26 protein-coding genes are annotated in these 26,608 nt (G+C 70.5%); 5 read left to right on the top strand and 21 right to left on the bottom strand.

From position 1 onward, the window contains the following. Position 1: 1 nt before the first annotated feature. The 13 genes from FB471_RS24550 to FB471_RS24490 form a co-directional block, all read right to left on the bottom strand. Positions 2 to 1,087: a 3-deoxy-7-phosphoheptulonate synthase gene (locus FB471_RS24550; protein ID WP_142000713.1), complete on the bottom strand. Its 1,086-nt coding sequence runs from the start codon at positions 1,085 to 1,087 to the stop codon at positions 2 to 4. A gap of 23 nt (positions 1,088 to 1,110) precedes the next feature. After that, complete coding sequence (locus FB471_RS24545; RefSeq protein WP_142000712.1) at positions 1,111 to 2,136, bottom strand: ketoacyl-ACP synthase III family protein; 1,026 nt, start codon at positions 2,134 to 2,136, stop codon at positions 1,111 to 1,113. Further along, positions 2,133 to 2,600, bottom strand: coding sequence for a type II toxin-antitoxin system RatA family toxin (locus FB471_RS24540; protein WP_142000711.1), 468 nt, complete (start codon positions 2,598 to 2,600; stop codon positions 2,133 to 2,135). The genes FB471_RS24545 and FB471_RS24540 overlap by 4 nt, the downstream gene beginning before the upstream one ends. Before the next feature lie 19 nt (positions 2,601 to 2,619). Next, positions 2,620 to 4,191 carry an aldehyde dehydrogenase family protein gene (locus FB471_RS24535; RefSeq protein ID WP_211358130.1) on the bottom strand — a complete coding sequence of 524 codons (1,572 nt, stop codon included), beginning with the start codon at positions 4,189 to 4,191 and terminating at the stop codon, positions 2,620 to 2,622. 177 nt (positions 4,192 to 4,368) lie between these two features. Then, positions 4,369 to 5,205: an arylamine N-acetyltransferase family protein gene (locus tag FB471_RS24530; protein WP_170220920.1), complete on the bottom strand. Its 837-nt coding sequence runs from the start codon at positions 5,203 to 5,205 to the stop codon at positions 4,369 to 4,371. Between the two features lie 34 nt (positions 5,206 to 5,239). Then, complete coding sequence (locus FB471_RS24525; protein WP_142000710.1) at positions 5,240 to 6,262, bottom strand: methyltransferase; 1,023 nt, start codon at positions 6,260 to 6,262, stop codon at positions 5,240 to 5,242. A 19-nt stretch (positions 6,263 to 6,281) separates the two neighbouring features. Beyond that, complete coding sequence (locus tag FB471_RS24520) at positions 6,282 to 7,589, bottom strand: phenylacetate--CoA ligase family protein (RefSeq protein WP_142000709.1); 1,308 nt, start codon at positions 7,587 to 7,589, stop codon at positions 6,282 to 6,284. Beyond that, complete coding sequence (locus tag FB471_RS24515; RefSeq protein ID WP_211358129.1) at positions 7,589 to 8,170, bottom strand: YdeI/OmpD-associated family protein; 582 nt, start codon at positions 8,168 to 8,170, stop codon at positions 7,589 to 7,591. Before FB471_RS24515 ends, FB471_RS24520 begins: the two co-directional genes overlap by 1 nt. Then, positions 8,170 to 10,077 (bottom strand): anthranilate synthase family protein, encoded by a 1,908-nt coding sequence (locus FB471_RS24510; RefSeq protein WP_142000707.1) that lies wholly within the window; start codon positions 10,075 to 10,077, stop codon positions 8,170 to 8,172. Before FB471_RS24510 ends, FB471_RS24515 begins: the two co-directional genes overlap by 1 nt. Then, positions 10,074 to 10,721 (bottom strand): isochorismatase family protein, encoded by a 648-nt coding sequence (locus FB471_RS24505; protein ID WP_142000706.1) that lies wholly within the window; start codon positions 10,719 to 10,721, stop codon positions 10,074 to 10,076. The genes FB471_RS24510 and FB471_RS24505 overlap by 4 nt, the downstream gene beginning before the upstream one ends. Before the next feature lie 43 nt (positions 10,722 to 10,764). After that, a complete protein-coding gene (locus tag FB471_RS24500; RefSeq protein WP_142000705.1) occupies positions 10,765 to 11,535 on the bottom strand; it encodes a 2,3-dihydro-2,3-dihydroxybenzoate dehydrogenase in 771 nt (256 codons plus the stop codon). Beyond that, positions 11,535 to 13,022 (bottom strand): amidohydrolase family protein, encoded by a 1,488-nt coding sequence (locus FB471_RS24495; protein WP_142000704.1) that lies wholly within the window; start codon positions 13,020 to 13,022, stop codon positions 11,535 to 11,537. Before FB471_RS24495 ends, FB471_RS24500 begins: the two co-directional genes overlap by 1 nt. Before the next feature lie 109 nt (positions 13,023 to 13,131). Continuing rightward, the gene (locus FB471_RS24490) at positions 13,132 to 13,353 is read right to left on the bottom strand and encodes a hypothetical protein (RefSeq protein WP_142000703.1); all 222 of its coding nucleotides are present in this window, start codon (positions 13,351 to 13,353) and stop codon (positions 13,132 to 13,134) included. A gap of 165 nt (positions 13,354 to 13,518) precedes the next feature. On the opposite strand from FB471_RS24490, the gene FB471_RS35315 reads away from it, so the two are divergent. Further along, entirely contained in the window at positions 13,519 to 14,094 is a 576-nt protein-coding gene (locus tag FB471_RS35315) for a CGNR zinc finger domain-containing protein (protein ID WP_246076565.1), read from the top strand. Here FB471_RS35315 and FB471_RS24480 read toward each other — a convergent pair. From FB471_RS24480 to FB471_RS24450, 7 genes are all read right to left on the bottom strand, one after another. Then, positions 14,091 to 15,242, bottom strand: a complete 1,152-nt coding sequence (locus FB471_RS24480) for an acyl-CoA dehydrogenase family protein (protein WP_246076564.1) — start codon at positions 15,240 to 15,242, stop codon at positions 14,091 to 14,093. The two genes, FB471_RS35315 and FB471_RS24480, sit on opposite strands and share 4 nt — an antisense overlap. Then, positions 15,214 to 16,809, bottom strand: a complete 1,596-nt coding sequence (locus FB471_RS24475; protein WP_211358127.1) for an AMP-binding protein — start codon at positions 16,807 to 16,809, stop codon at positions 15,214 to 15,216. Before FB471_RS24475 ends, FB471_RS24480 begins: the two co-directional genes overlap by 29 nt. 80 nt (positions 16,810 to 16,889) lie before the next feature. Next, a complete protein-coding gene (locus FB471_RS24470) occupies positions 16,890 to 17,945 on the bottom strand; it encodes a transketolase family protein (RefSeq protein ID WP_142000700.1) in 1,056 nt (351 codons plus the stop codon). After that, on the bottom strand, positions 17,942 to 18,799 hold the full coding sequence (locus tag FB471_RS24465; protein ID WP_142000699.1) for a transketolase: 858 nt from the start codon (positions 18,797 to 18,799) through the stop codon (positions 17,942 to 17,944). Before FB471_RS24465 ends, FB471_RS24470 begins: the two co-directional genes overlap by 4 nt. Before the next feature lie 96 nt (positions 18,800 to 18,895). Further along, on the bottom strand, positions 18,896 to 19,921 hold the full coding sequence (gene argC / locus FB471_RS24460) for an N-acetyl-gamma-glutamyl-phosphate reductase (RefSeq protein WP_142000698.1): 1,026 nt from the start codon (positions 19,919 to 19,921) through the stop codon (positions 18,896 to 18,898). Continuing rightward, positions 19,918 to 20,781 carry a RimK family alpha-L-glutamate ligase gene (locus FB471_RS24455; protein ID WP_142000697.1) on the bottom strand — a complete coding sequence of 288 codons (864 nt, stop codon included), beginning with the start codon at positions 20,779 to 20,781 and terminating at the stop codon, positions 19,918 to 19,920. Before FB471_RS24455 ends, argC begins: the two co-directional genes overlap by 4 nt. A gap of 17 nt (positions 20,782 to 20,798) precedes the next feature. Beyond that, on the bottom strand, positions 20,799 to 20,981 hold the full coding sequence (locus FB471_RS24450; RefSeq protein WP_142000696.1) for a lysine biosynthesis protein LysW: 183 nt from the start codon (positions 20,979 to 20,981) through the stop codon (positions 20,799 to 20,801). A 259-nt stretch (positions 20,982 to 21,240) separates the two neighbouring features. Between FB471_RS24450 and FB471_RS24445 the strand changes: the two genes are divergently transcribed. From FB471_RS24445 to FB471_RS24430, 4 genes are read left to right on the top strand one after another with little or no spacing between them, the layout of a single operon-like run. After that, positions 21,241 to 22,083 carry a family 3 encapsulin nanocompartment shell protein gene (locus FB471_RS24445; protein WP_211358126.1) on the top strand — a complete coding sequence of 281 codons (843 nt, stop codon included), beginning with the start codon at positions 21,241 to 21,243 and terminating at the stop codon, positions 22,081 to 22,083. Then, positions 22,080 to 23,009 carry a sulfotransferase gene (locus FB471_RS24440; protein ID WP_142000695.1) on the top strand — a complete coding sequence of 310 codons (930 nt, stop codon included), beginning with the start codon at positions 22,080 to 22,082 and terminating at the stop codon, positions 23,007 to 23,009. Before FB471_RS24445 ends, FB471_RS24440 begins: the two co-directional genes overlap by 4 nt. Continuing rightward, positions 23,010 to 23,780, top strand: coding sequence for an SDR family NAD(P)-dependent oxidoreductase (locus FB471_RS24435; RefSeq protein ID WP_142000694.1), 771 nt, complete (start codon positions 23,010 to 23,012; stop codon positions 23,778 to 23,780). Between the two features lie 14 nt (positions 23,781 to 23,794). Then, positions 23,795 to 25,669: a M20/M25/M40 family metallo-hydrolase gene (locus FB471_RS24430; protein WP_142000693.1), complete on the top strand. Its 1,875-nt coding sequence runs from the start codon at positions 23,795 to 23,797 to the stop codon at positions 25,667 to 25,669. Positions 25,670 to 25,721: 52 nt separating this feature from the next. Here FB471_RS24430 and FB471_RS24425 read toward each other — a convergent pair whose 3' ends face one another. Beyond that, on the bottom strand, positions 25,722 to 26,594 hold the full coding sequence (locus FB471_RS24425) for a LysR substrate-binding domain-containing protein (protein ID WP_142000692.1): 873 nt from the start codon (positions 26,592 to 26,594) through the stop codon (positions 25,722 to 25,724). Positions 26,595 to 26,608: the final 14 nt, after the last annotated feature.

The raw sequence follows: 26,608 nt of genomic DNA, 5'->3' as shown, positions 1-26,608 counted from the left end.
TTCAGCTGACCAGTGACAGGTGCGCCGGGGACGACCGCCTGCTCGCGACCGCGTCCGCGAGCTCGGAGATCATGTGCACGGTCTGGCCCCAGCCCACGCAGGCGTCGGTGACGCTCTGCCCGTACGACAGCCGGTCGGCGCGCCCGAGGTCCTGCCGGCCGGCGGCGAGGAAGCTCTCCAGCATCACCCCGGTGATGCCGCTCTCCCCCTCGCCGATACGCCCGGCCAGATCCGCGACCACCTGTGGCTGCCGGTTGTGGTCCTTGCCGCTGTTGCCATGGCTCGCGTCGATGAAGAGGCTGCGCCGCAGGCCGGCGGCTTCCAGCAGATCCAGGGTCTTGGCCACGTGCACCGCTCCGTAGTTCGGGCCCGCGCTGCTGCCGCGCAGGACGATGTGACAGTCGGGGTTACCGCTGGTGGTGAGGACGGCCGCAGCGCCGTCGTCGTCGATGCCGGGGAACACATGCCCGGAACCGGCGGCCACGATCGCGTCGATCGCGTCCTCGACGCTGCCCGTCGTGGAGTTCTTGAGCCCCACGGGCATGCTGAGCCCGCTGGCGAACTGCCGGTGCACCTGGCTCTGCACGGTGCGCGCCCCGATCGAGGCCCAGGAAACCGCGTCGGAGAGGTACCTGGGTATGGCGGGGTCCAGGAACTCGCACCCCACCGGTAGCCCGGTGTCGAGGATGCGGACCATCAGGCTGCGGGCCAACCGCAGTCCACTGTGGATATCGTGCGACCCGTCCAGCCGCGGGTCGCTGACCAGCCCCTTCCAGCCGAGCCGGGTGCGCGGCTTCTCCACATACACCCGCATCACGACCAGCAGCTGGTCGGACACCTCCTGGGCGAGGTGGGCGAGCCGCTCGGCGTAGGCCAGCGCGGCGTCGGGATCGTGGACGGAGCACGGGCCGGTGACGACCACGAGCCGGTCGTCCTCGCCCTCATTGATCGTGGTGATGTCGTGCCGGGTCTGGTCGACGACCTGCTGCGCGGCGAGGGGAACCGGGATCTCGTCCCGGATCCGCGCCGGTGCGGGCAGTGGGTCGACCCCCGTGACGCGGAAGTTCGCGGTCCGGACGGTGTGCATGGATGTTCCTTCCTGTGGAGTGGTCAGCCGCGCGACGCCGCGAGCACCGCCGCGGAAAAGGTGAAGCCCATCCCGGTACCGATCAGGAGCACATGGGCCCCCGGCTCGAGCAGGCCCGCGGAGATCAGGTGGTTCAGCGCGAAGAGCCCATCGCCCGCGCCGAGGTGGCCGATCGTGAGCCCGAGGTCGAGCAGGGTGTTGTGCACGGTGACACCGGACGGGCGGACGAAGGCCTCCCGGTACAGCATCCGCCCGACGAACGGGGGCACGAACCAGTCGACCCGCTCCGTGCTCAGCCCGGCCTCGGCCAGCGCGCGGGAGACCACGCTGCGCGTGCGCTCCGCGCTGCGCTGCTGCACATCCCGCAGGGACACCTCGCCGCGCGCCAGGAACTCCCTGGTGCGGCGCCGGGCGTCCGGTGGCTCGCCCGGTGGCGCCGGGCGGAACTTCTCGTCTCCCATGGACAGTCCACCCAGGACGGTGTCGGTCTCGGCGACACAGGACAGCAGGCGCAGCCTGCCGCCGCCCCTGGTGACCACGGCGGCCGCGCCCCCGTCGCCGAAGACCATGCCGGGCGAGGCGTAGTACCGGTCCGTCGGCGGCGCGAAGCGGTCGGCGACGGTGATCAACGTGGCCGGCACCTCGGGCCGGGCGGTCAGCGTGTTCGCGGCTATCGCCAGCGAGGCCAGCGAGCCGTTCGACCACGCCTGGACGGTGGTCGGCAGGCAGTCGAGCCGGGTACCCAGCAACTCGCCGCCGATCCAGGCCGCCGCGGACCACATGTCGATCCCCTGGAAACCGGCGCAGCCGTGCAGGACCTGCGCGTCCGGCCCGACCTCGACGCCGAGCTCGGCCGACTCCTTGAGCGCCTGCCTGCCCGCGGTCACCGCCATCTCCGGTGCGGCGTCGCGTGACTGGGAGACGGTGATCATCCCGGTGCTGTCCGCCGCGATGCGCTCGTACGAACCCTCGGCGACGGCGTCCTCGATCGGCACCAGCTCGCCGTGCGTGCCGCCGGTTCCGGCGATCCAGACGTCCTCGAACCTCATCGTCCCGGCCCCCTCCCCTTGTTCGGGTCGCGCAGGAAGTGACGCCCCTCGGTGACCTCGACCTCGGCGATGCCCGCCAGGATCTGGTGCGCTCCGCGCAGCAGCACCCTGCCGACGGCGGAGTCGACCGCACCGGCGAGATGCGGAACGCTGGTGCGGTAGCTGACCTCGAACACGACCTCGCAGCCGCCCGCACCGTCAGTGCCGGACCACGAGCCGTGGAAGGTCTGGAAGTCGCCGGTCACCTGCTCGAACTCGATCCGGTCCGGTGCGACGCGGTTGCGCTGCACCCACTCGGCGGTGCCGCCGCGGAAGGCGAGCACCCAGTTGCGCAGCCCGTCCCCGCCCTCGGAGACGGACAGCACATCGGTGGCGAGCCCGGGGAACGAAAGGTCGTCACCGAGCCGCTCGAAGAGTTCGGCCGTGGAGCACCGCGCGGTGGCTTTCAACGTGCGAGTAGTCATCGTGTGTTTCGCTCCCTCGTCACTGCGCCGGGCGGACGATGCTGACGCCCTGCAGGCGCGATGTCCGCAACATGAAGTAGTTCGCCTCGCCGAACACGCCGCCGGTGAGGCCGGGGCCGCCCTGGTTGGGCAGGAACGGGAGGAACCCGGTGTGCTGGTCGTTGATCATCAGGGTGCCGCCGTTGGCCACGCCCGCGAGGAAACGTTCGATCATCGCGTCGTCCCGGACGAACACCGAGTTGCGCAGGCCGTAACCGTTGCTGTTGACGAAATCCAGCATCTGGCCGAACAGTTCCTCGTCCGTGGCGTCCGTGCCGGGCACGATGACCGGCAACAGCGGGAAGAAGGTCTCGTCCCGGACCACGGACAGCGACCGGGCATCGGGCAGCCCGTCCACCCGGATGATCGCGGGCTCGATGAAGAACCCCGTGTCCGAGGGAGTGCCGTCCACCTCGAGGCGGCGACCTCCGTGCACCAGGGTGGCGCCCTTGGCCAGCGCCTCGCCGAGGCAGCCCTCGAACCAGTCGGCGCCGAGCACCGGGGTGAGCACCACCCCCGGCTCGTCGGGATACCCCGGCTGGATCTTCTGCGTGGCCACGACCAGCTTCGCGATCAGCTCGTCGGCGATCGCCGGGTGCACGATCACCTGGTTCGGCACGTTGCAGATCTGGCCGGAGTTCGCGAAGAACGCGGTCAGCGACTCCACCGCGAGGTCGAGGTCCGCGTCCCGCCACACCACGCAGCAGTCGTTCCCTGCGAGTTCCAGGATCGGCTTCTTGCCGGCGGCGATGCATTTGCGCTCGAACTCGAGGCCCATCTTGCTGCCGCCGTAGAAGACGATGTCGTCGACATGCGGGCTGTCCAGCCACTGGTCGAGCATCGGGGCCCCGCAGAAGGCGTTCAGCGTGCCCGGCGGCGCACCGGCCTCCTCCAGTACCGGCGCGACCACCTCGCGCATGGTGTACATGCAGCTGAGCGCGACGCCCCGCGGCGCGCGGACCACCACGGTGTTACCGGAAAGGAGCGCGGTGATGCCGGCGAGCGCGTTGGGCGTGGCCGCGTTCTGCGGCGGGTTGACGCACACCACGCCGTCCGGCACCCGCCGCACGGTCCGGGTGCGCACCCCGTCGGAGCGGGTGATCTCCAGCTGCGTGGCGCAGAACTCGAGAGTCTCCCTGCTCCACCCGGTGTGCGGGATGCCCTTGATCATGCCTTCGGCCATGGAGACCGGCATGCCTTCGGCCACAAGGATCTCCACCAGGGCGTCTCCGTGCTCGACGAGCGAACGCGAGATGCGGTGCCCGATCTCGATCCGCTCGGCGAGCGGGCGGCGAGCCCACACCGGAGCGGCCTTGGCGGCCGATTCGAGTGCCAGCTCCGCCATCGCCTCGTCCGCGACGGCACAGGCACCGACGACGGCCTCCCCCGCCGATTCCAGATCCATGATTCCCCGGTCGAGATCCTGCTTGATCCGGAGGCTGGGAAAGGTGTTCTCGAGAATGGACCGCGTGCTGACGGTGTGTACGAACTGCCCGTTGTCGCCGGTGATGTCCCGGCCACCGATATAGGCGGGATAGACCCTGGTTTTCACGTTGTTCCCTCCGCCACGCCTTCCTGTTACCAACAACGAGACTATGGCAGTAACGCGGCCCGAACAACGCTCGCGCGATAAGGGTTCCTTCTCATTGAATCAACGAGAGCCCGAAAATATTCGGGGCCGCCCGAGCGCAAGCTCGAGGCGGCCCCGAAATGTCGTGTCTTCTGAACCTCAGAACCAGGGAAGCGTCGGCGCGTCCGTCCTGTCCGGCAGCCGATCCACGGGCAGCGCGAAAAGGGTGCGGTAGGTGTCCAGCACGTCGTCGTCGGTGAGTTCGCGTTTCGCCCTGCCGCCATGCGCGTCGGTGACGGTCAGTGTCCGCCCGCTCAACGTGACCCGCCCGCCGTCCACGGTGAGCCGGGAACACAGGGGTGCCCGCACGTACGGCGACTCCGGTGCCGTGCGGGTCCACCAGTAGGTGCCGCCGAACTCGTCGAGCTCCCGGGCCCGCTGGTCGAGTCGATAAATCGGCACACCGTCGCGCAGCACGTCCAGATCGTCGCCCTCCGCCCCGGCCAGGCGGAACCGGCCCCCGGGCTCGGCCTGCTCGGCTCGCTCCCGCAGCCCGAGCGGGTAGTGGCTGTGCTTGCCGAAGCCGACGTCGGCCAGCCAGCGGGAACCGTCCTCGGCTTCCACTCGCAGCGCCACATGGCTGTACGGCAGCGCCAACCGCCGCCTGCCGAGGAACACCCGCGCGGCCAGCAGATCCACCCGGTAGCCGAGGCCGGCCAGCAGCGCCGCGAAGGCGCCGTTCAGCTCGTAGCACATGCCGCCCCGGTGGCCTTCCACGATCCACTCGAACAACCATCTCTGGTCCAGCCGGACCTCCTGGTCGAGGTGGATGGCGAGGTTGTTGTACGGCACCGCGACCAGATGCCGCCGATGCAGCTCGCGCAACGCCCCCGCGTCCGGACCCGCGGGCCGTTCGGCGCCGATCCGGCCCAGGTAGGAATCCACCTCGGCCTCACCCAGCACCGGGCGAACCTCGGATGTGGTCAGGGTCTGCATCGGCAGTACCCACCTTTCTCGCTGACGGTCGGGATCACGCCGGTACGGCCTCGATCAGGCTGAACCTGGCGGGCGGCAACGGGGTGACGTCCGCGAGTTCGAAGCCCGAGGCCGCGAACAACCGGGCGAAGTCCGCGCCGGTGCGTTCCTGCCCGCCCAGGTTGACCAGCATGTTGAGGTCGCTCAGGTACGCGAGCGAGGACTGGCCCGGCTGGACGACCTCCGGCAGTACGGGCTCCACCACGAGCAACCGCCCGTGCTCCGGGATCACCCCGCGGATGTTGCCGAGGATCGAGGCGCAACGCGCGTCGTCCCAGTCGTGGACGATGCTCTTCAGCAGGTACAGGTCGGCGCCGGCGGGAACCGCCGTGAAGAAGTCGCCTGCCTGCCGCTCGCAGCGCTCCGGCACCTCCGCCTCGGCGATACCGTCCGGGGTGTCGAAGAGGATGCCGCGCAGCCGGGGGTGCTCGGCCAGGATCGCGGAGAGCACGGTGCCGTTGCCCCCGCCGATGTCGGCGAGGGTGCCGTAGCGCCCGAAGTCGAAGGCCGATGGCAGCACCTGCGCGGCGATCCGAGCGCTCTGCCGCATGGCGGTGTTGAACTGCTCGGACAGTTCCGGGTCACTGCCGAGGTGCCGGAAGAAGTCGGTACCGAAGACCTGGTCGAACACCGTGCTCCCGGCACGCACCGCGCCGTCCAGCAGCCGCCAGGCATCCAGCATCGCCGGGTGCGTCGTCATGCCGACGAACGAACGCATCGAGTCCGGGCGGTCCGTGCGCAGCAACACGCCGGCGCCGGTGAGCCGGAACACGCCCGCCTCGGTCTCGACCAGCAGCTCCAGTGCGGCCATCGCACGCAGCAGCCGCAGCAACGCGCCGGGATGGCAGCCCACCGTCCCGGCCAGCTCGGTCGCGGGAACCGGCTCGTCGCCGATCAGGTCGGCGAGGCCGAGCGTGGCCGCGGTGCCGATCACCCTGGTCGCCATATGCCCGCAGACCAGCCGCGCGATGCGGTCGCGGTCCTGGGGTGAGGCCTGCACGCTGGCGGGTACTGACATTGCTGCTCCTTACGTGCCTTCAGTTGTAGAGCGACGCCTGGTTCCAGTCCTCGTCGGCGCCCCAGAGGGTTCGCGGCTTCACGATGTCCCGCGGCTTGCTCAGCACCTCGGGCGGCAGCAGGGTTCCCGGCGACATCGGGCGGACCTCGCAGGGCACCGCCAGCTCACGGGTGATCGCCGCGGTGAGCTCGCTCGCCGCCGCGGCCGCGTGCTCCTCGGCGACCTCGATCTGCACCCTGAGCACGGAGGGTTCGGCCCTCGCCCGCCAGAACAGCACGCCGTAGCCGCTGGGCAGGCTGAACACCAGCTCCTCCAGCCCGTGCTGGGTGACCTTCCGGTCGCCGACGGGGAAACCCGAGGACGCCCTGCCGAGCACCCGGACCGAAGGCAGGCGCCAGCCACACGCGCAGTCCGCATAGGACACTTCCACGTCGTCCTCGAGGTTGTAGCGCAGCAACGGCATCGCCTCGCGGTACAGCGGGGTCACCACGAGCTGGCCGTCGCCCTCCACGCTCAGCCGACCGGTCTCCGGGTCGTACACCTCGAACAACGCCCGGTCGGCCCACAGGTGCATCCGGCCGTGCTCGCATTCCCCGGCCAGGGTGCCGGTCTCCGTCGAGCCGTACTCCTCGACCACCGGCACACCCCAGATCTCGCCGAGCCGCTTGCGCCGGGCCGCGGACAGCGGCTCCCCCGCGACGAACAGCGCCCGTAGCGAGGGAAAGTCCCGGGCGGGGTCGAGGCCGGCGGCCCTGGCCGCGGCCGCCCATACCAGCGGCTCGGTCGGGATCGACCAGGTCAGGGTGACGCCGAGGTTGTGCAGCGCCCGGATGAACCGCGGGTACGGCATGGCCAGCGAGCGGTAGTCGGCGGGAACCACCATGGCCCCGCGCAGCCGGGCCGCGGCCTGCGCGAGATGCCCCGTGATCATCAGGGCGTACGGGGTCCGCACCAGCAGGGTGTCCCGCGGGGTGATCCCGACCCACTTGCGGGCGTAGCGCTCGGCGAGGTCGACCCAGTCGCGTTCGGTGTAGTACGAGGGGGTCGACTGGCCGACGGTGCCGCTGGACTCGTGGTAGGTGGCCAGCTCGGCGCGGTCGACGGCCAGCATCCCGAACGGGTACTGGTCCCGCAGGTCCTGTTTGGTCACCAGTGGTAACGCGTCGAAGTCCGCCGCGGTCACCGGCGGCACCCCGGACCCGAACCGCGACCGGTAGAACGGGACACGCGCGGCCCAGGCAAGCACCTGCGGGAGTTGCTTCAGCTGAAGGTCGTGCAGCTCCTCCAGGCTTGCCCAGTCCCCGATCTGCGGTAGTGCGCGCTGCATCACTTCTCCTTGGGGTGAGGCGACTGTCCGGCCGCGAGCCGTTCGACGTAGCCGGCGATCTTGCGCGCCCGCGTCTCCGGTTTCTTCACGGTCTGCAGGCTGTGCAACAGCCGGTACCTGGCTCCGGCGCCGAGCTCGGCGAAGGCCGAGTCGGCCGCGGGGTTCGCGTCCAGCGCCGCCCGCAGTTCGGCGGGAACCTGTGCCCTGCTCGGCGAGTCGTAGGCGGCCGCCCACCGGCCGTCGGACCTGGCCAGCTCGATCTGGTCGAGCCCGGCCTGCCGCATCCGGCCCTCGCGGATCAGCCTTTCCACCTTGACCCTGTTGATCTTCGACCAGGTGCTGCGGGCCCCGCGCGGGGTGAAACGCTGCGCCCACCAGCCTTCCGGCGTTGTCCGCGAGGTCGCCTTGCCGTCGATCCAGCCGAAGCACAGCGCCACGTCCAGGGCCTGTCCCCTGGTAACCGACGGCACCTCGGTACCTATCTTGGGCAACGCCACCCAGATCTCGTCCGTGGTCCGGTGGTTGGCTTCCAGCCAGGACTCGAACTCCGCGACCGACGCGAACGTGTGAGCGGGATTCATCAAGCCGCCAGAGCTCCCTTCACGTCCAGGAGGCCGCCGAGGACCTCGCCGAGGACCTCCACGCCGTTGCGCGTCAGCACGGACTCGGGATGGAACTGCACCGAGACGAAACCGGGTCCGCGTAGAGCATGCACCTCGCCGCTGGATTCCTGGCTGAATATCTCGACCACGCCCGCACGACCGGCGCACGGGATCCGGTCGGTGGCGCTGACCGCGGTGAAGGTGTTGTAGAAGCCCACCAGCTCGGCCTGGCCGAACAGGTCGACCTTGCGCTGCACCCCCTGGTTGGGGACGGGCTTGCGGACGAGCTCCAGCCCGAGCAACGCGCTGAGCACCTGGTGCCCGAGGCAGACGGCGAGGAACGGGGTGCCGTTCGCGAGCAGTTCCCGGACGCGGGACCGTATTCGGGAGATCTTGACGTCGGAGTGCGCGCTCGGATCGCCGGGGCCGGGCCCCACGATGACGAGGTCGTACCCGGTGAGCGCGAAGTCCTCGTCGAACCGGCGGACCACGACCTCACCCCCCAGCGCGACCAGCACATGCTTGATCATCGAAGTGAACATGTCCTCGTTGTCGATCACCAGCACGCTGCGGCCGGCGAGCGCGGACCGCTGCCGCGCCCGCTGCCGCGGGTCCGCAAGCCAGAAGTCGGCGAGTGGGACGTTGCGCTCGGCCAGTGCCCCGCGCACATCGGGGTGCGCGCCGAGATCGGGCACCGGGGCGGGTGCCCCCGCGCCGTCCCCGCGTAGCGCCTCCAGCAGGCCCGCCGCCTTCGCCCTGGTCTCCGCCGCCTCGGAAGGCGGATCGGAGTCGCGAACCAGGGTGGCGCCGACCGGGATGCGCATCCGACCGGTGGCATCGACGTCCGCGGTGCGGATGAGGATCGCGGAGTCCAGGGCCTGGCGGCCCGACTCGTCCCGCCCGAACAGGGCCACCACCCCGGCGTAGTACTGCCTGCCCTCCGGCTCGAACCTGCTGATCACCCGGCAGGCGCTTTCCAGCGGGCCGCCGGTGACCGTGGGCGCGAACATGGTCTCCCGCAGGATGTCCCGCGCGTCCAGCGAGCTGTGCCCCTCGATCAGGTACTCGGTGTGCGCGATCCGGGCGAGTTGCTTGAGGTACGGGCCGGTGGCGCGGGCGCCGAGGTCGCAGACCCTGCCCATCATCTTCAGTTCCTCGTCGAGCACCATGTACAGCTCGCCTGCCTCCTTGGTGTCCGCGAGGAACTCGAGCAGCCCGCCGAGTTCGGGACCCCCGGCCGGGTAGCGGTAGGTACCGCTGATCGGGTTCATCACCGCGGTGCCGCCGGTGAGGCTGACGTGCCGCTCGGGTGAGGCGCCGACGAAGGTGCGGGTGCCGGTGTGTATCACGAAGGTCCAGTAGGCCCCGGAAGCCCTGCCGAGCAGGCGGCGGAAGAAGGACAGCGCGGTGCGGGCCGACCAGTTGGTGATCTCGGCCGAGAAGGAGCGCTTGAGGACGAAGTTCGCCCCCGCGCCCTGGCCGATCTCCTCGGTGACCACCCTCCGCACGAGCTCGGCGTACTCCTCGTCGGCCAGGTCGAATCCGCCTTCGGTCAGCTCGATCGGCCCGTCCGGAAGCTGATCGAGTACCTCGGACAGCGGCAGCACGGCCTGGTCGGTCACCGCCATCGTGAGCAGCCCGGCGTCGTCCTCCGGTGCCACGAACCCGCGCTCGGCGATCTGCCGGAACGGCAGCAGGGCCAGTACCTCGTGCCGGTTCTGGCCCCCTTCGGCCGGTACCGGGATGTCGGCGACCCGGTCGACCTCGCCTGTCTCCCCGAAGATCAGGTCCACCCGGTGCGCTCCGGCGGCGACGGGTCGGTGCAGCAGGGCGAACGGCGGGGTCCGCGGGTCGAGGATCCGACCCAGCCATGCCGGGGTCGTCATCGGGTACCTCCGTCCAGCATGGCCAGCGCGGACCGGGTGGACACCGTCACCGAGCAGCGCGAGGCCGCGTAGTCCAGCGCGAGCCGGTGGTGGTCCGGGGAGAAGTCGGCGACCGCGTCCGCGACCAGGAAGGTCTCGATGTCGTGGGAGAAGCCCTCGTGCGCGGTCATCAGGATGCCGACATGCGCGTACACGCCGCAGATCACGAGCTGGTCGCGCCCCCGCGCGCGCATCAGCTCGAGCAGTTCGGTACGGCAGAACGCGCTGGGCCGCCATTTGGTGAGCACCACATCCGCATCGGCGGGACTCAGCCCCTCGACGATCCGCCGGTGCGCGGGGTCGGTGCTCATCCCCGGACCCCAGAAGTCCTTGAGCAGACCGCGTTCCTGGTCGGTCATCCCGCCGGGCTGCGCGGTGTAGGCGACCGGAATCCCGTGCCGCTCGCACTCCGCGCGCAGCGACACGATGTTCGCGACCAGCTCGCGCATCGGCTCCTGCTCGGGCCGGAACGGGCGGAGGAAGTAGTTCTGCATGTCGTGCACGAGCAGCAACGCACGCCGGGGACTGATCGTCCACGGTGCGATGTTCTCCGGTAGTTCGTGTTCGGCCGGCATCGCGTACGGCTCGATCACCGGGATGGCCATCATGACTCCCTTCTCGGGTGGACGTGTGGGCGGTTCGGCCGGGTCAGCGACCCAGCCCGGCACCGCCGTCGACGGTGAGGTCGTGCAGGGTGATGTGCGACGCGCGTTCGGAGAGCAGGAACAGCACCGCCTCGGCGATGTCCCCCGGCGTCGCGAGCTTCCGGAGCGGGATGCCGACCCGGTGGCTGGCCGGCATGCCCTCGATGGTGGCCCGCAACGCATCGGCGTCGGCGTACAGCGAGGCGATCATGGGTGTCTCGGTGGTGCCGGGCGCGACCACATTGCACCGGATCCCGTGCTCGGCCAGCTCCAGTCCGAGCGATTTGGTGAAGCTGCTCGCCGCCGCCTTGGACGCCGCGTAGGCGGCCATATCGCGACGGGGAACCGTGGCCGCGTTGGAGGCCACCGTGACGATCGCGCCTTCCTTGCGCGGGACCATCCGCCTGGCCACCGCCCTGCTGACATGGAACACCCCGGTCGTGTTGACCGCGAAGGTGGTGTTCCAGTCGTGGTCGGAGAACTCGGTCACCGCACCCGGCCGCAGCACACCGGCCGCGTTCACCAGGTACCGCACGGGTCCCAGCTCCCGCTCGACCTCCTCGACCATCGCGTCCACCGCCGCGCCGGTGGACACATCGGCGGCGAAGCCCCGCACCCGGTGACCCTCGCCGGCCAGCGTCTTGACCCGCAGGTGCAGTGCCTCGGCTTCCACGTCCACGGCCGCGACGGCGGCGCCCTCGGCGGCGAGCGCCCGCACCACCGCCTCGCCGATGCCGCCCGCCGCCCCGGTGACCAGGGCCGTCTTCCCCCACATCAGTCACTCCTCACTGCTCGTTGTGCTCGCCGGGTGTGCGCGGCGACCAGATCGGGATCGACCCCGAGGCAGCGCACCGAGAAAGCGGCCAGCGCCTCGAGGTAGTCGGCTTCCACGTCGTGCTCGTCGAAGCAGGTGGGCCGGCCGCCCTCCACCAGCACCCGGCCCGCGACCAGCACCGTGTCGATGTCCATCGAGCCGCCCAGCGCGAGGAATCCCTCCAGCGGCCGCGGGTTGAGCAGGTAGCGCCAGTCCGTGGCCGGGATCAGCAGCAGATCCGCCTGCTTGCCGACCTCGAGGCTGCCGATCTCCTCCGCCCAGTCCAGGCCGCGGGCCGGGATACGGGTGGCCATCGCCAGCGCGTCGGTCGGGCGCACCTCGGTCGGGTCGGCGGACATCTCGTTGAAGGTCTGCCAGACGGCCCGCATCGCCTCGGCCATCCCGCCCACCGGCATCGGTGCCCCGTCGGTGGAGAGGGAGAGATCCAGCCCGCGGCGCCGGAACTCCGGCATCGCGCCGGTCTCGGTCAGGGACGACTCCCCCGCGGGCCCGTACTTGGCCGGTGAGAAGTTGATGTGGGCGTTCGCCTCGGCGAGCAGCTTGCGCTCGTCCTCGTCCGCGAACGCGCAGTGCACCGCCATGAAACGGTCCGAGAGCAGGCCGAGCTCGGCGAACCTGCGGACCGGGGTGGCACCGTAGTAGGTGCGCATCACCTCGACCTCGTTGCGCAATGCCCCGAGATGCGTCGCGAACGGAACGTCGTAGCGCGCGACGAGCTCGGCGAACCCGGCGCCGAGCTCGTCGGTCATGTTGACGCCGTAGACCGAGGTCGGGCGGGCCCGTACCAGGCCGCCGCGCTCCGCGGCGCAGGTGTCGAGCAGGCTCTCGACCCGCCCCAGCACCACGTCGGCGTCCCTGGTCCGGCGGAACCGGGACTCGCCGGGTGCGCACACGGCGTCGCTGGCCCAGGTACTGACCACGCAGCGCATACCCAGCTCGCGCGCGGCGGCGGCGAGCGCCTCCGGTCGGTTGAACGAGCCGACATCGCCGAGGGTCGTCACCCCGGACCGGAGTTGGGTCCACATCGAGTACCTGGCGATGGCCGCGGCCTCGTCCGGACCGAGCAGGTCGATCTTGGCGCAGAACGAGTCGAACATCATCGATATCCGCTGGATGTCACCGCCGAGCGCCATGAACGCGGGCCGGTCCTCCCGGTCGCTCGGGTCGCGAAGCGCTCCCTTGAACGGGAACCGGGTGGCGAACATGTCGTGCCAGTGCGGGTTCACGAACCCGGGCAGGATCAGTTTCCCGGACGCCTCGATCGTGCGGGGCCGGTCGGTCAGTGCCGCCTCCACCTCGGTCGTGCCGCCCACCGCGGCGATCCGCCCTTCCTCGACCAGCACGGCGCCGTCGGGAATCACCCGCTCCCGGTCATCCGCCGGATACAGGAAACCGCCCCTGATCAGCAGGGGCCCGGAGGAGTTCATCTGCACAGGTATCCTCTCCGTTGTTACCGTCCATATTCTTTGGATGGCAACTTCTACGGGAACAGAACGGCCGGGGAACGGCCACGGAACCGGCTCGCCGGATGGCGCGTCAGGCCGCGTGACTTCCGGCGGTCACCAGCCGGCTGGCATGCCGGCGCGCCAGCCGCGCCTGCCGGAGCGCACCCACCGGGTCATGCCCCTCAGCGGCGGCTATGCACTCGAACAGGTCGGCCTTGCGCTCGTACCACGCGGCCACCTCCGCGGGCGGCGCGCCGAGGCAGGGGCGGTTGAGAATCAGCTCACCGAACTCGCGAAGAATGTGGTAGTTCATCGGTCGCCCCTTTGGCGTGGTGCCCGAAGCACGAGTGTGCGTGTTACTAGCTATAATTTATGGCTGGTAACGTAGTGGGGCAAGCGAAACCCGGTAAGCGGTTCTTATCGTCGAGTCCGGCCAACGTGATACCAGCGAAATGCGTTCACCGGTAAGATGCCGAGGATGAAAGGGCAACCGGGAAACAGGGCGGAGGCGCCGGGGCGGCTCGCGCTGGTGCAGTCCTTCGTCAACAGCGTGAACGTCGAGTTCGGACCGGACGAGTTCGCCACCGCGGAGGGTTTCCGCCGCTGGTTGGCACGCAACGAGCTGGTGAGCCGGTCCGTCGAACCGGAGGAACTCGACCGCACGGACGCGATCGCGCTACGCGAGGCGATGCGCGCGCTGCTACGCGAGAACAACGACGCGCCCGCGGATCCGCGGGCGCGTCGTACGGTGCGGCACATCGCGCGGAACTGCCCGATGGTGGTGCGGTTCGCCGGGGAGACGGGAGATCCCGAGCTGGGCCCCGCGCAGCCGGATGTGCGGGGGGCCCTGGGCACGGTGCTCGCCCATATGATGGGGGCCGTGCACGACGGCTCCTGGCAGCGACTCAAGGCCTGCCAGGAGCATCGTTGCGCGTGGGCCTTCTACGACCGGTCGCGCAACCGCGCCAGCCGGTGGTGTTCCATGTCCGTCTGCGGTGCCCGCGCCAAGATGCGCGTGTACCGGCAGGCCAGGCGGGCCGAGGCCGGTTCCTAGGGAGCGTTCTCCTTGCCCAGCAGGTGCCGGGCGACCACGAGCTTCGTCGCGCCCGCGGTGCCGTCCGCGAGTTGCAGGCCGATGACATCCCTGAGCCGCTGGGCGATCGGCCCGTCCTCGGACCAGCCGAGGTGGCCCAGCGTCAGCAGCGCCTGGTGCACGGCCTCCATGGCCACCTTCGGTGCCCACCATTTGGCCATATTGGACGGGATCCGCGGGTCGAGTCCGTTGTCGGCCTTGCCCAACGCCTCGTAGGCGACCAGCCGCGCGCCGCGCAGCAGGGTCGCGTACTCCACCAGCGGGAACGAGACCGACTGGTAGCGGCCGATCGGCTGGCCGAAGGCCTCCCGGCGGCCCGCGTGCGCGATGGCCTCATCGATCGCCGCGTTGCCGACCGCGATCGCCATCAGCGCGATCAACGCGCGGGAGAAGGCGAAACCGCGCATCACCTCGACGAACCCCGCACCCGGCCTGCCGACCACGTCGTCGGACCCCACCCGCAGGCCGTCGAAAGCCAGCGTACCGCGGCCGCCGGCCCGGCAACCCAGGTCGTGCAGGCGTTCCCTGCTCACCGCGGGCGAGTCCAGGTCCACGTAGAACGCCGTGATGCCGTGTGCCCCGGAACCGCCGGTACGCGCGAAGACCAGTGCGTGCGTGGCGTAGGCGGTGGCCATGATGGACACCTTCTCGCCGGTGAGCACCCAGCCGTCCCCGTCCGGGGTGGCGCGCATCCGGATGCCCGCGGCGTCCGTGCCGTGGTCGGCCTCGGTCAGGCAGACCGCGACGATCGCGTCACCCCGCGCGATCGGCGGTAGCCAGGCCGACAGCTGCGCGGGCGAGCCGTTCGCGGCCAGCACGCCCGCCACCAGCGCCGCGTTCAGCACCGGGAAGCAGACCGTCAGGTCCGCGGCGGCCAACTCCTCCAGCGCGATGCCCGCGCTCGACGCGTCCAGCTCGAGGCCGCCGTAGGCCGCGGGGACGCGCAGGCCGAACAGGCCCGCGGCCGCCATCTCGGGAAGCAGGCCCGGCCGGTAGCCGCCCCGCACGTCGCTCTCCCGGCGGTACGGGGCGATGCGCTCGGCGGCGAACTCGCCGACCCGCTTCGCCAGCGCCCGCTGCTCAGCCGTGTACTCGAAGTACATCGTCATTCCTCTCCTGATCCCGGAGTCGGTCCCGCAGCACGGTTTTCCGGATCTTTCCCGAGGGGGTCCTCGGCAGTTCGGGCACGATCTCCACCCGCTCGGGCCAGTACTGCTTGACCATGCCCAGCCCGTCCAGATGGGTGCGCAGGTCGTCAAGGCTCAGTGGCTCGCCGGTCGTCACGAGTACGGCGCAGGCGCGCTCGCCGAGGCGCTGGTCGGGGTATCCCACCACCGCCACGTCCCTGATCGCGGCATGCCGCACCAGCGCGGCCTCGACCTCCACCGCGGGGATGTTCTCCGCGCCGCGGATGATGAGGTCCTTGACCCGTCCGGTGATCCGGATACCGCCGTAACCGTCGTCCCTGGCCAGGTCGCCGGTGTCGAACCAGCCGTCCTCGGTCACCGAGTTCGCGTACACCCGCTCACGCCGGAAGTAACCGAGGCACTGCGCCGCGCCACGTACCTGCAGGTTGCCCGCACCGACGATCCTGATCTCCATCCCGGGTACGACGGTGCCGTCGCTCTCGGCTGCGCGCAGCGGCGGGTCCTCGGGGCGGGTGATCGTCACACAACCGTTCTCGGTCATCCCCCACAGCGCGTAGAGCCGGCAGCCGAGGACATCGCGTGCCTGCTCCACAAAGGCCGGTGCGATCGGCGCGCTGCCCGTGGCGAACGTACGCAGCGCGCCGAGGTCGCGCGGGTTCGCCCGCTGGGCCGCGATGAGGTCGGAGAGGAAGGTGGGCGCTCCCATGAAGAAGGTGACCCGCTGCTCCTCCAGTATCCGCAGCATGACCTCCGGATCCCAGTACTCCACCTGCACCGCGGTCGCGCCCAGCAGCAGGGGCATCACGAAGTTCCAGGTGTAGCCGGCCTGATGCGAGGTCGGCGAGCCCATGGCGGTCACCTCGTCCGGTCCGAGGCGCAGCACATCAGCCTGGGCCTTGTTCATCGCGTACAGGGTGTTGTGGCTGTGCACCACGCCCTTCGGCTCGCCGGTGGTGCCGGAGGTGAACATGACCTGTGCCGCGTCGTCGGGTTTCGCCTCCAGCGCGTCCAGATCCACCGGCGGCGGTTCGTGCTCGAGCAGGTCACGGTCGAAATCCAGCGCGCCGGCCCCACCACCGAGCAGCACCCGGTGTTCCAGCGTCGGCACCACCGCGGCGACCTCCGCGCTCATGTCGGCGTAGCTGAAGCCCCGGTACTCGGCCGCGGCGACGTAGACCCGGCTCTCGGTCAGCCGGGTCATGTGCTCGATCTCCCTCCTGCGCAGGATCGGCACGGCCGGCCCCGCGATCGCGCCGATCCGCGCGCAGGCAAGGCAGAGCGCGACGAGCTGCCAGGAGTTCGGGAGCTGCAGGGTGACGACCTCCCCCGGCCGCACTCCCAGCCGCACCAGGTTGGCCGCCAGCCGGTCCACCCTGGCCATCAACTCCACATAGGACACAACGACGAGGGTGTCGTTCTGGTAGCACACCAGCGCGGGCTTGTCCGGGGTCTCGGCGGCCGCGCGGCGCAGGTCGTCCAGAATCGTCTCGTCCCGCCACCAGCCCGCGGATCGGTAGGCTTCACTCATCGGAATCCCTTTCATGCCTTACCCGGTGACTTGTCCAGAGTCTTAATCAACAGTCGGGTTATTCAGGCCCGTAGTGCCTGTCACAAATGCTTGAACTGCAACGACCTCCCGCCCGTCGCCCACCGCCACCCCATCGGTGGCGCTGCGCGCCGCGGTGACCACGGGTCTGCCGGCCCGCGGTCGCTGGGTCGTTCTGAATAACCCTCCAGGGCCGACCGGGCGCGATCGGCCACGGCCGGGCCGGTGATCCCGGCCCGTTCGAGCAGGTACCGCTGCCCACCGGAGACGGGGACGAACGCGTCCGGCATCGCCACCCTGTGCACCATGACCGGCAGCAGCCCGGTGAGGCTCTCCGCGACGGCCGAGCCGAAACCACCGGCGTGCCAGTGCTCCTCGACGGTGAGCACGATCCCGGTCAGGCTCGCCGCGGCCGCGAGGGCGGCCGTGTCCAGTGGCTTGACCGTGTGTACGTGCAACACCCCGGCCTCGATCCCCTCCTGTCGCAGCAGTTCCGCGGCTTCCAGCGCGGCCAGCACCGGGTACGCGCCGCAGGCGGCCAGCGTGATGTCGGCGCCCTCCCGCAGCACCTGGGCCTTGCCCAGCTCGATCGGCGGTCCCGCGGGCAGGTCGGGGGTGGCGTTGCGGCCGAGCCGGAGGTAGGCGGGTCCGGGCAGCGCGATCGCCTGCCGGATCAGCTCGCCCGCGGACGCCGCGTCGGCGGGGACGACGACGGTCATGTTCGGCAGCGCGCGCATCGCGGCCAGGTCCTCCAGCGCGTGGTGGGTGGGGCCGAGATGACCCGCGGACACGCCGGAATGGGTCGCCGCGATGCGCACCGGGAGGTTGTTCAGCGCGATGTCGATCTTGACGGCCTCCACCGCGCGGGAGGCGGCGAACGCGGCCATCGTGTTCACGAACGGAACCCGCCCCTGCTTGGCCAGGCCCGCGGCGGCACCCATCATGGTGTGCTCGGCGATGCCGATGTTCACGTACCGGTCGGCGGCCGCGCCCCAGTCGACCCCGCTGAACAGGCCGGTGTCGCTGTCCAGGCAGACCAGCCGTTCGTCGGCGGGCAGCGACTCGGTGACGATGTCGCGATAGACGTCCCTGGAGGAAGGGGGCAGCGTGGTCGTCATCGGCGCACCTTCCGTACCGAGGCACGCAGCGCGGCCAGCGCCTGGCGGTGCTGCCGCTCCCCCAGCCGGGCGTAGTGGCTGCGGGTCTGCCCCTCGACGAAGGGCAGGCCCTTCCCCTTGACCGTGTGCGCGATGACGACGGTCGGTGTTCCCGGTTCCGGCGGTGCGCTCAGCACCTCGGTCAGTTCCTCGACGTCGTGCCCGTCCACCTCGCGAACCCGCCACCCGAAGGCGCGCCACCGATCCGCCAGTGGCTCGAGGTCGCACACCTCGCCGGTCTCACCGGTGATCTGCAGCCGGTTGCGATCGACGATGGCGACCAGCCGGTCGAGGCGCTGGGCGGAGGCGACCGCCGCGGCCTCCCACACCGAGCCCTCCTGCAACTCGCCGTCGCCGAGGACGACGAACGCCCGCCGCGGCACCTCGTCCAGCCTGGCCGCGAGCGCGCAGCCGATCCCGATCGCGAGGCCGTGCCCGAGCGAACCCGACGGCATCTCCACCCCGGGGACCTCGGGGTGCGGGTGGGCCATGAAGTGGCTCCCCTGCCGCCCGTAGTCGGCGAGCTCCCGCTCGGGGAAGAAACCGGCCTCGCACAGGGTCGCGTACAGCCCGATCCCGCCGTGTCCCTTGCTGAGCAGCAGGATGTCCCGCTCCGGAAGTCCGGGAAGGCGAGGGTCGACGAGCATCACGCGGAAGTACAGGGTCGCGAGGATCTCGACCAGTGACATCGAGCCACCCACGTGGCCACCCTCCGGGCCCGCACACATGTTGACGATGTGTTCGCGGATCCGATGGGTGACCGGGGCCAGATCGGCGTGGGTACTGCTCGGCAGCGTGCAGGTGCTGCTGCTCATGGCTCCGTTTCCTTTCGGTGTCTTGTTCCACGGTCGGGTTGTTCAGGTCCGCGATGCGCGTCGCCAATGCGGTGACCTGCAACCACCCTCGGTGGGTCAGTTCGGGTGCAGGCCGGTGAACTCCAGCCCGGCCCGTTCGGAAAGGCCGAATCGGACGTTCATGCATTGCACCGCGTTCCCGGCCCCGCCCTTGACCAGGTTGTCCAGCGCGGCGATGACCGTGACCTGCGGAGAACCCCGCTCCAGCGCGAACCCGACATCGCAGAAGTTGGAGCCGGAAAGGATCTTCGCGTCCGGGAAGCGATGCATACCGCGTCGCTGGGCCACCACCCGGACGAACGGCTCCTCGCCGTACCGCCCGCGGTAGGTGGACCGGATGCTCCGCTCGTCCACGCCATCGCCGAGCCACGCCCGGCAGACCAGCTGGACGCCGCGCACCGCCTCGATCCCGGTCGCCGTCATGCGGATCGGCAGGCCGGTGGCCTGCGCGATCTCCGCCTCGTGCCGGTGCCGGGTCGGCGCGAACACCCGCAGTGCGCCACTGCGCTCGGCGTGCAGGTTCTCCACCCCGGCCTTCGCACCCGAACCGCTGGAGCCCGTGCGGGCGTCCACCGCGACCTCGCCGGTGATCAGCCCGGCCTCGGCCAGCGGGACGAGGGACAGCATTCCGGCACTCGCCATGCATCCCGGCACGCTGATCCGGTCGGCCGTGCGCAGCCGCTCCCGATGCAGCTCGGGCAGCCCGGTCACGAAGGTGGGCAGCAGGTCGGGGGCCTGGTGCGCGAGCCCGTAGTAGTCCGCGAAGGCATCCGGGTCGCGCAACCGGAAGTCACCGGAAAGGTCGATCACCGTGCCCGCCATGGCGAGGAACTCCGGCATCCGGGACATCGTTTCCCGGTGCGGGGTCGCCAGGAACAGCACGTCGTAGCGATCGAGCTCGTCCTCCGGGCTGAAGACCAGCTTCGTCCTGCCCCGCAGGTTCGGATGCACCCCGTCGATCTGCCGCCCGTGCAGCGAGCGCGAGGTGGCGGCCGCGATCTCCACCTGCGGGTGGGAGACGAGAATGCGGAGCAGTTCACCCCCGATGTAGCCGGCGGCACCGACGACCGCGACGCGGATCATGCGGCTGCCCTCGCGATCAGCAGGGCCGCGATGGAGTCGCCCACGTCCACCCTGGACCCCTCGGCCTCCTGGAAACCGCGGAACTCCACCTGGCCGTTGACCTCAAGCACGGTGACACGTCCTTCCTCGTCCTCGATCAGATCGACACCCGCGATATCGGCACCGACCGCGGCCGCGGCGGACACCGCCAACTCGGCGTGCGACCGGCTGAGCGGGCAGTGTTCGCTCACCGCGCCGCGCGCCACGTTGGTGCGCCATTCCGCGCCACGGCGGTGCATCGCGCCGATCGCGGTGCCACCCACGACGACCACCCGGATATCGCGATCGGCCTTGGGTACCAGTTCCTGCAGGTATACGACATGTGACTGCGGGGAAGGCAGTGCCGCGACGTACTCGAGCACGGCCGAGGCCATCGCCCGGTCGGTCACCCTGGTCACCAGCCGGCCCCACGAGCCGACCAACGGTTTGATGACGGCCGGATAGCCGATCTCCTCCAGCGCCTTGAGCGCCGCATCCGGTGTCATCGCCAGCGCGGTGGCCGGCGTCGGCAGCCCGGCACCGAGCAGGGCCGCCGAGGTGTGCCACTTGTCCCCGGTCACGCGGGTGGCGGCGGCGGTGTTCAGCACCGTCACCCCCGCGGATTCCAGCGCGCTGGCCGCATAGTAGGCACGGAAATGCCCGATCTCGCGGTTGAACACGAACGAGGGCGCTTCCCTTGGCGCAGCACCGACGACGGACAATGACCGAGGATCCAGATACTCGAACTCGGCACCGCGTCGCTCCAATGCGGCCATGATACTTTTTTCCTCGTACCGAACCCGCGAGGCGAGAATGCCGAGACGAGGGGTTACCGAATCCATGTCATGACGTCCTTTTGTTACTCGCCCCAGTCGTCTTCGACCTCGGGCGCCAGCGCGAGCTCCGGCGGCTCCGTCGAGACGATCTCCAGCTCGCTCCGGCAGTCCGTGCACTCGATGATCTCGCTGACCCGGACCTCGGCTTCGATGGTCACCGCGGACGCGCACTCCGGGCACTCGGCGGCGTACGTGATCTTCTGCATGAGCTCGACCCCTCAGTAGTGATCTGCTGTTCCGGCAAGACAGGACAAATTTATCCCCAAAATGTGAAAATATCCAATAAAGAGCGGTGTTCGAACCACACCGGGGGACTTATCGGCCTGCCATCATCAGCGGCCTCGCCCTATATAAGCAGCACTTGTCACCAGGATGCGGCGGAAATCGATGCCCGAAGATTAAACTCGAGAAACAGGTTCATACTCACTTCCGTCTTCTGGAGGGGCAATGCGAGGAACCGCGGCCTTGACCGAACTCAAGTCCGTCGAGCGCACACCCGGCGAGGAATTCGCCACCGCGGTGGGCGACGCGCGGGCGCGGCGCGACCTGGTCGTGCCGTTCGACACCCACCTGCCGGCGGCGTTCCCGCTCTTCGCCTCCCGGCCCCGGTACCCGGTGCGCCATCTGTTGAAGACGGCACCGGTCACCGGCGAGCACGCCTCCTACGTGCACGAGCCGCCGAAGGGCGAGCTGGGCGCCTCCGGCACGTCCTACGGCACGACCCCGGAGGCGCACTTCGCGCCGCGGCTGGAGCGGGCCACGCTCACCGACATCACGGCCACCGTCCCGCTGCCGTTCGGCCTGCTCGACTGGCCGGAGTTGCTGACGCAGTACATCGACTTCCGGTTGCTCGTGCGGTTGTCGGTGGTGGAGAACCAGTCGTTGCTGCACGGCACCGCCGACGGCGCGATCACCGGGCTGCTGAACCTTCCCGGCACCCGCCACACCAACTCCCCGCTCGGCCTCGAGGCCGCGGTGACCCGGGCCGCCGCCGAGGTCGAGGAGACCGGTGGTTCCTGCGACGGCATCGTCGCGCACCCGTTCACCTACTGGGAGATGGTGCGGGCCGGGCTGCTGGAACGGCTTCAGGTCGCGGGTATCACGGTGTCCCGCACCCGGATGATCGCGCGGGACCGCCTGCTGCTCGGGGACTTCCGCGCGGCGTTCACGCTACTGCTGCCGAATGTCGCGCATATCGCCACGCGGTCCGGTGCGGAGGGTGACCGGCTGGAGGCCTGCACGCGCATCGGCCTGGCGGTGCACCTGCCGCAGCACCTGATGACCCTCTCCTGGGCGGCCGGGCGATGAGCAGGCCACGCGTCCTCTACGTCACCGGTTGGATGCGCAGCGGCAGCACCTTACTCGGCAACGTCCTCGGCGAGCTGCCGGGTGTGCTGCACGTCGGCGAGCTGCATTACTTGTGGCGTAACGGTGTACTGAACCTCGGCACCAACTCCACCTGCGGTTGCGGCCGGGACCTGCGCGCCTGCGATATCTGGTCGGCGGTCCTGGCGGCCAACGGCACGGCGGAGCCCGCCGCGGCTCGCGCCATGGTCGGCCAGCAGCGGGCGCTGCTGCGCACCCGGCACACCAGGCGGCGCCTTGCCGAGTCGCTCGGCAAGGCCCCGCGGGCGCCCGAGGTGGACGAGGCGGTCGGGCGCACGGCCGAGATCTACCGGCTGCTCGCCGGGCACGGCGGGGAACGGCTGATCGTGGACGGTTCGAAGTACCCCGCCGAGGCCGCGGCGCTGCTCGGCCGTTCCGATCTGGACGTCCGCGTGCTGCACATGGTGCGCGACGCGCGCGCGACCGCGCTGTCCTACGCCCGCGCCAAGGACTACATCGACCCGATGAGCCCGAGCCGCAGCAGCGGGTACTGGACCGCCTTCAACCTGGCTTCGGAGCTCATCGGGCGGGCCGCGCCCGACCGCTACCTGCGCGTCCGGCACGAGGACCTGTGCCGGGCACCGCGGGAGGTGCTCACCGAGGTGCTGCGATTCGCCGGGCTGGCCGACGACCCCCCGGTCGGGGAATCCGGCCGGGTCAACCTCGGGGCGAACCACACCGTGACCGGCAACCCCGACCGGCTGGCCAAGGGGGACACCCGGATCCGCCCGGACGAGCGCTGGCGCACGCAACTGCCCGCGCCACGGATCGCCGCCGCGACCATGACCGCCCTGCCGATGCTCGCTCGCTACGGGTACCGGCTCCTGCCGAACGCCAAGGAGGGTTAGATGGAACTCGGACTGAAGGACCGTGTCGCGCTGGTCGCCGCATCGAGCAGCGGGCTCGGGCTGGCCACCGCGAAGGCCTTCGCCGCGGAAGGCGCCCACGTCTCGATCTGCGGCCGGGATCAGCTCCGGCTGGCCAGGGCGCACGCCGAGGTGAACGCGATGGGTCCCGGCGACGTACTCAGCGTCGCGGTGGACATCCGCGACGAGAACGCGGCGGCGGGGTGGGTCCAGCAGACCGCGGAGACCTTCGGCGAGCTCGACGTGGTGGTGACCAACAGCGGCGGCGTCCCGTTCGGACCGATCGACAGCTTCACCGTCGCCGACTACCGCGAGGCGATCGACGCGAACCTGCTGCCGCATGTGGCCATCACCCTCGCCGCGACCCCGTTGCTGAGGGCCCGTGGCTGGGGGCGGATGCTGATGATCGCCTCCGAGGCGATCCGCCAGCCGCACCCGGAGAGCGGGCTGTCCTCGGTCGCCAGGCTGGGCCTGCTCGGACACATGAAGGGGCTGGTGCACGCCCTCGGCCCGAACGGGGTCACGGTGAACGTGCTCGCGCCCGGCTTCCACCGCACACCGATCCTGGACGAGCAGTTCGGCGAGACCGTGGAGGACGAACTCGCCAAGGTCGCCAACCGGATCCCGCTCGGGCGGATCGGGGACATCGCGGACTTCGGCGCGCTCGCTACCTTTCTCGCCAGTGAACAGGCCGCCTACGTCACCGGCACGGTCTTCCTCGCCGACGGCGGCAACACGCGCGGAATAGGCTGAACTGGGAGGGTTAAATGTCTTTACTCGGGCATGTCGCCAGCACGCGCAAGGCGGCGTTGTACGTGGTCAAGGTCGGCAGCGCCTCGCTGCGGCACGGCAACGTGTTCGACGAGCTGGCCGCGATCTACCAGCGTGGCGCGCGCGTGCTGCTCGTCGCGGGCGGCGCGGCCGGAATCGCCGAGCACTACGCCGATATCGGCCGTACCATGCGCACCCTGCACCTGCGTGGCGGCGACGAGATCCGCTACTGCCCGCCGGAGGAGATGCCGTTCATCGTCTCGGCCTATGAACAGGTGACCCTGCCGCGCGTGCGGCGCGCGCTGTCCGCGCGTGGACTCACCGCGCATACCGCGGTGGCGGCGGAGGCGGCACTGGTGTGTGGCACCGCCAACCCGCCACTGCGTGCCGTGCGCGACGGCCGGACCCTGCTGGTCCGCGACCACCGGGCCGGTCTGGTGTCCGATGTGGATACCAACAGGCTGCTCGCGTTGCTGGAAGCCTTCGATGTGGTATGCGTGTCACCGCCGGTGGCGTGTGCCGCGGGTGGCTCGGCGCTGAACGTCGACGCCGACGTACTCGCGGCCGAGCTGGCGAACGCGCTGGACGCCGACCATCTGCGGCTGGTCACCGGCACGCCGGGGCTGCTGGCCGATCCGGCGGACCCCACCTCGCGGCAGGCACACCTGCTCGCCGGTACCGGCGCGCGGTACGCGCGGGGCCGGATGCGGCACAAGGTGCGGGCCGCGGAGATCGCGCTGACCGGCGCGGCCGATGTCGCGATCACCGGCCCGCACGTCCTGGCACCGGCGTCCGGGACCCGCTTCTGGCGTGCCGTGCCGCCCGCACCGGACGTGGAGTTCCTCTCCCGCTCGGTGGAGATCTCCTCGGTGTCCGGTGACGAGCGCGAACTCGCCGACTACCTGGTGGACTGGTGTACCGAACACGGCATCGACGCCGAGATCGACCTCGCAGGGAACCTGGTCGCGGTGCGCGGCGGCGGGCCGCACCGGTTGCTCATGCTGGGACACCTGGACACCGTGCCGCACCGGTGGCCCGCGCGGTGGGAGGGGGACACCCTCTCCGGCCGTGGTTGCGTGGACGCCAAGGGCAGCCTGGTCACCTTCCTCGAGACCTTGGCCGAGCTGGACGTGCCGCCGTGGGCGCAGGTGCGCGTCGTCGGCGCGGTGGAGGAGGAGATGACCGCCGCGGGCGCGTTCTTCGCCAGGGACAACTATCCCGCGGACGCCGTGATCATCGGCGAGCCTTCCGGTGCCGGTGCCCTGACCATCAGCTACAACGGCCTGCTCAAGGTTCGGCTCTCGGTCCGCGCTCCGGTGGGCCACACGGCAGGCAACGGCGTGTCCACCGCGGCCGACGAGCTGGTGGACGTCGTGCACCGGGTGCGAACGGAGATCGCGGCGGCCAGCCAGGAGGCCATGCCGGCCGTGCTCGGTATCGACGCGCGCAACGGCGGGGACGAGCAGATCGGTGAGGCGGTGCTCGACGTCCGCGTGCCACACTCGACCGATGTGCACGAGCTGGCCGCCGTGGTGACCGCGGCGGCCGCGCCGATGCGGGTCGAGGTGCTGCGCGCCACGCCGGGATACGCGACCTCGCGGACCAGCCCGCTGGTGCGGGCGTTCTCCCGTGCCTTCCGGGAAGCCGGTGTCACGCCGCGTTTCCTCGCCAAGAAGGGCAGCAGCGATATGAACACGCTGGCCACCACGTGGCGGGGCGTGCCGATGATCGCCTACGGCCCCGGGGACGCGTCCCTGGATCACACCCCGGCCGAGCATCTCGCGGCCGCGGAGTTCCGTCAGGCCCGCACCGTGCTGGCCGGGGCGCTCGCCCAGTGGGCGGCCCAGGTGGCACCCGCTTCCGCGGCGTGACGGCCGCGGGGCGGGAACGTCTCGCACGTTCCCGCCCCGCGACGGCGGCCGGTCAGTCGGCGAACGGGTAGCCATGCAACGCGTTCTGCAACGCCCGCTTGGCGACCCGGACGAAGCCCGGTGCCGAGGCACCGGCCGACAGCGCCATGGTCACCGGCAACGGCCCCGGCGGTTCGGGCAGCTCGAGCTTCGTGCGGGGCAGGCCCCACAGCTCGTCGCCGTTGGCCACCAGGCAGGTCACCCCCAGGCCGGCCTTGGTAGCCGCGCGCAGGCCGACCAGCTCGGCACCCTCGTACCCGACCCGCCACGGCAGGTCGGAGGCGTCGAAGGTCTCGAGGATGCGACTGCGCAGCGAGCACGGCTCGGTGAACAGGGTGAGCGGCAGCTCGGCACCGTCCCCGTAGGAGGGTTGGCCGAACCAGTCCATCCGCATGCGCCCGAGTTCGTGGCTCATCGCGGTGCCCACCTGCGAGCGGTGCTGCAGCAGCAGCGCGAGATCGAGCCGCCCGGCGACCACCTGGGCCTCGAGTGACTCGCTCATCCCGGTACGCACGCTGACCTGCGCGTTCGGTACCCCCTTCGCCAGCATGGCGAGGATGTCCGGGAGGGTCTCGGCAAGCTGGTCGCCGACCCCGATGGACAGCCGGATCGTCCCCGCAGGCGGCACGAACCGATCCACCGCCTCGTCGTTCAACGCGACGATGCGCCGGGCGTACCCGAGCAGTTCCTCGCCCCGCGAGCTCAACTGCAACTCGCGTCCGGTGGAGAGGAAGATCGGGCCCTTGATGAGGCCGCCCAGCTGCCGGATCTGCTGGCTGACCGCGGGCTGCGTGACGTGCAGCGCCTCCGCGGCCCTGCGGAAGCCACCGAGGTCGACCACGGTCATCAGGGCTCTGAGCCGGTTGATCTGCAAATCGTGATACACGGATGCCACCTCCT

The organism is Amycolatopsis cihanbeyliensis (genome assembly GCF_006715045.1).
Lineage (GTDB): Bacteria > Actinomycetota > Actinomycetes > Mycobacteriales > Pseudonocardiaceae > Amycolatopsis > Amycolatopsis cihanbeyliensis.
This window is presented reverse-complemented; position numbering and strand designations above follow the sequence as displayed.

What these genes read in the sequence shown, in the direction of transcription:
- FB471_RS24470 (WP_142000700.1), bottom strand. Translation starts at nt 17,945, where the DNA reads ATGACGACCACGCTGCCCCCTTCCTCCAGGGACGTCTATCGCGACATC.
- argC (WP_142000698.1), bottom strand. Translation starts at nt 19,921, where the DNA reads ATGATCCGCGTCGCGGTCGTCGGTGCCGCCGGCTACATCGGGGGTGAA.
- FB471_RS24495 (WP_142000704.1), bottom strand. Translation starts at nt 13,022, where the DNA reads ATGAACTCCTCCGGGCCCCTGCTGATCAGGGGCGGTTTCCTGTATCCG.
- FB471_RS24515 (WP_211358129.1), bottom strand. Translation starts at nt 8,170, where the DNA reads ATGAATCCCGCTCACACGTTCGCGTCGGTCGCGGAGTTCGAGTCCTGG.
- FB471_RS24525 (WP_142000710.1), bottom strand. Translation starts at nt 6,262, where the DNA reads ATGTCAGTACCCGCCAGCGTGCAGGCCTCACCCCAGGACCGCGACCGC.
- FB471_RS35315 (WP_246076565.1), top strand. Translation starts at nt 13,519, where the DNA reads ATGAAAGGGCAACCGGGAAACAGGGCGGAGGCGCCGGGGCGGCTCGCG.
- FB471_RS24440 (WP_142000695.1), top strand. Translation starts at nt 22,080, where the DNA reads ATGAGCAGGCCACGCGTCCTCTACGTCACCGGTTGGATGCGCAGCGGC.
- FB471_RS24465 (WP_142000699.1), bottom strand. Translation starts at nt 18,799, where the DNA reads ATGAGCAGCAGCACCTGCACGCTGCCGAGCAGTACCCACGCCGATCTG.
- FB471_RS24530 (WP_170220920.1), bottom strand. Translation starts at nt 5,205, where the DNA reads ATGCAGACCCTGACCACATCCGAGGTTCGCCCGGTGCTGGGTGAGGCC.
- FB471_RS24550 (WP_142000713.1), bottom strand. Translation starts at nt 1,087, where the DNA reads ATGCACACCGTCCGGACCGCGAACTTCCGCGTCACGGGGGTCGACCCA.
- FB471_RS24430 (WP_142000693.1), top strand. Translation starts at nt 23,795, where the DNA reads ATGTCTTTACTCGGGCATGTCGCCAGCACGCGCAAGGCGGCGTTGTAC.
- FB471_RS24500 (WP_142000705.1), bottom strand. Translation starts at nt 11,535, where the DNA reads ATGTGGGGGAAGACGGCCCTGGTCACCGGGGCGGCGGGCGGCATCGGC.
- FB471_RS24455 (WP_142000697.1), bottom strand. Translation starts at nt 20,781, where the DNA reads ATGGATTCGGTAACCCCTCGTCTCGGCATTCTCGCCTCGCGGGTTCGG.
- FB471_RS24510 (WP_142000707.1), bottom strand. Translation starts at nt 10,077, where the DNA reads ATGACGACCCCGGCATGGCTGGGTCGGATCCTCGACCCGCGGACCCCG.
- FB471_RS24480 (WP_246076564.1), bottom strand. Translation starts at nt 15,242, where the DNA reads ATGACGATGTACTTCGAGTACACGGCTGAGCAGCGGGCGCTGGCGAAG.
- FB471_RS24450 (WP_142000696.1), bottom strand. Translation starts at nt 20,981, where the DNA reads ATGCAGAAGATCACGTACGCCGCCGAGTGCCCGGAGTGCGCGTCCGCG.
- FB471_RS24540 (WP_142000711.1), bottom strand. Translation starts at nt 2,600, where the DNA reads ATGACTACTCGCACGTTGAAAGCCACCGCGCGGTGCTCCACGGCCGAA.
- FB471_RS24520 (WP_142000709.1), bottom strand. Translation starts at nt 7,589, where the DNA reads ATGCAGCGCGCACTACCGCAGATCGGGGACTGGGCAAGCCTGGAGGAG.
- FB471_RS24435 (WP_142000694.1), top strand. Translation starts at nt 23,010, where the DNA reads ATGGAACTCGGACTGAAGGACCGTGTCGCGCTGGTCGCCGCATCGAGC.
- FB471_RS24545 (WP_142000712.1), bottom strand. Translation starts at nt 2,136, where the DNA reads ATGAGGTTCGAGGACGTCTGGATCGCCGGAACCGGCGGCACGCACGGC.
- FB471_RS24505 (WP_142000706.1), bottom strand. Translation starts at nt 10,721, where the DNA reads ATGGCCATCCCGGTGATCGAGCCGTACGCGATGCCGGCCGAACACGAA.
- FB471_RS24475 (WP_211358127.1), bottom strand. Translation starts at nt 16,809, where the DNA reads ATGAGTGAAGCCTACCGATCCGCGGGCTGGTGGCGGGACGAGACGATT.
- FB471_RS24490 (WP_142000703.1), bottom strand. Translation starts at nt 13,353, where the DNA reads ATGAACTACCACATTCTTCGCGAGTTCGGTGAGCTGATTCTCAACCGC.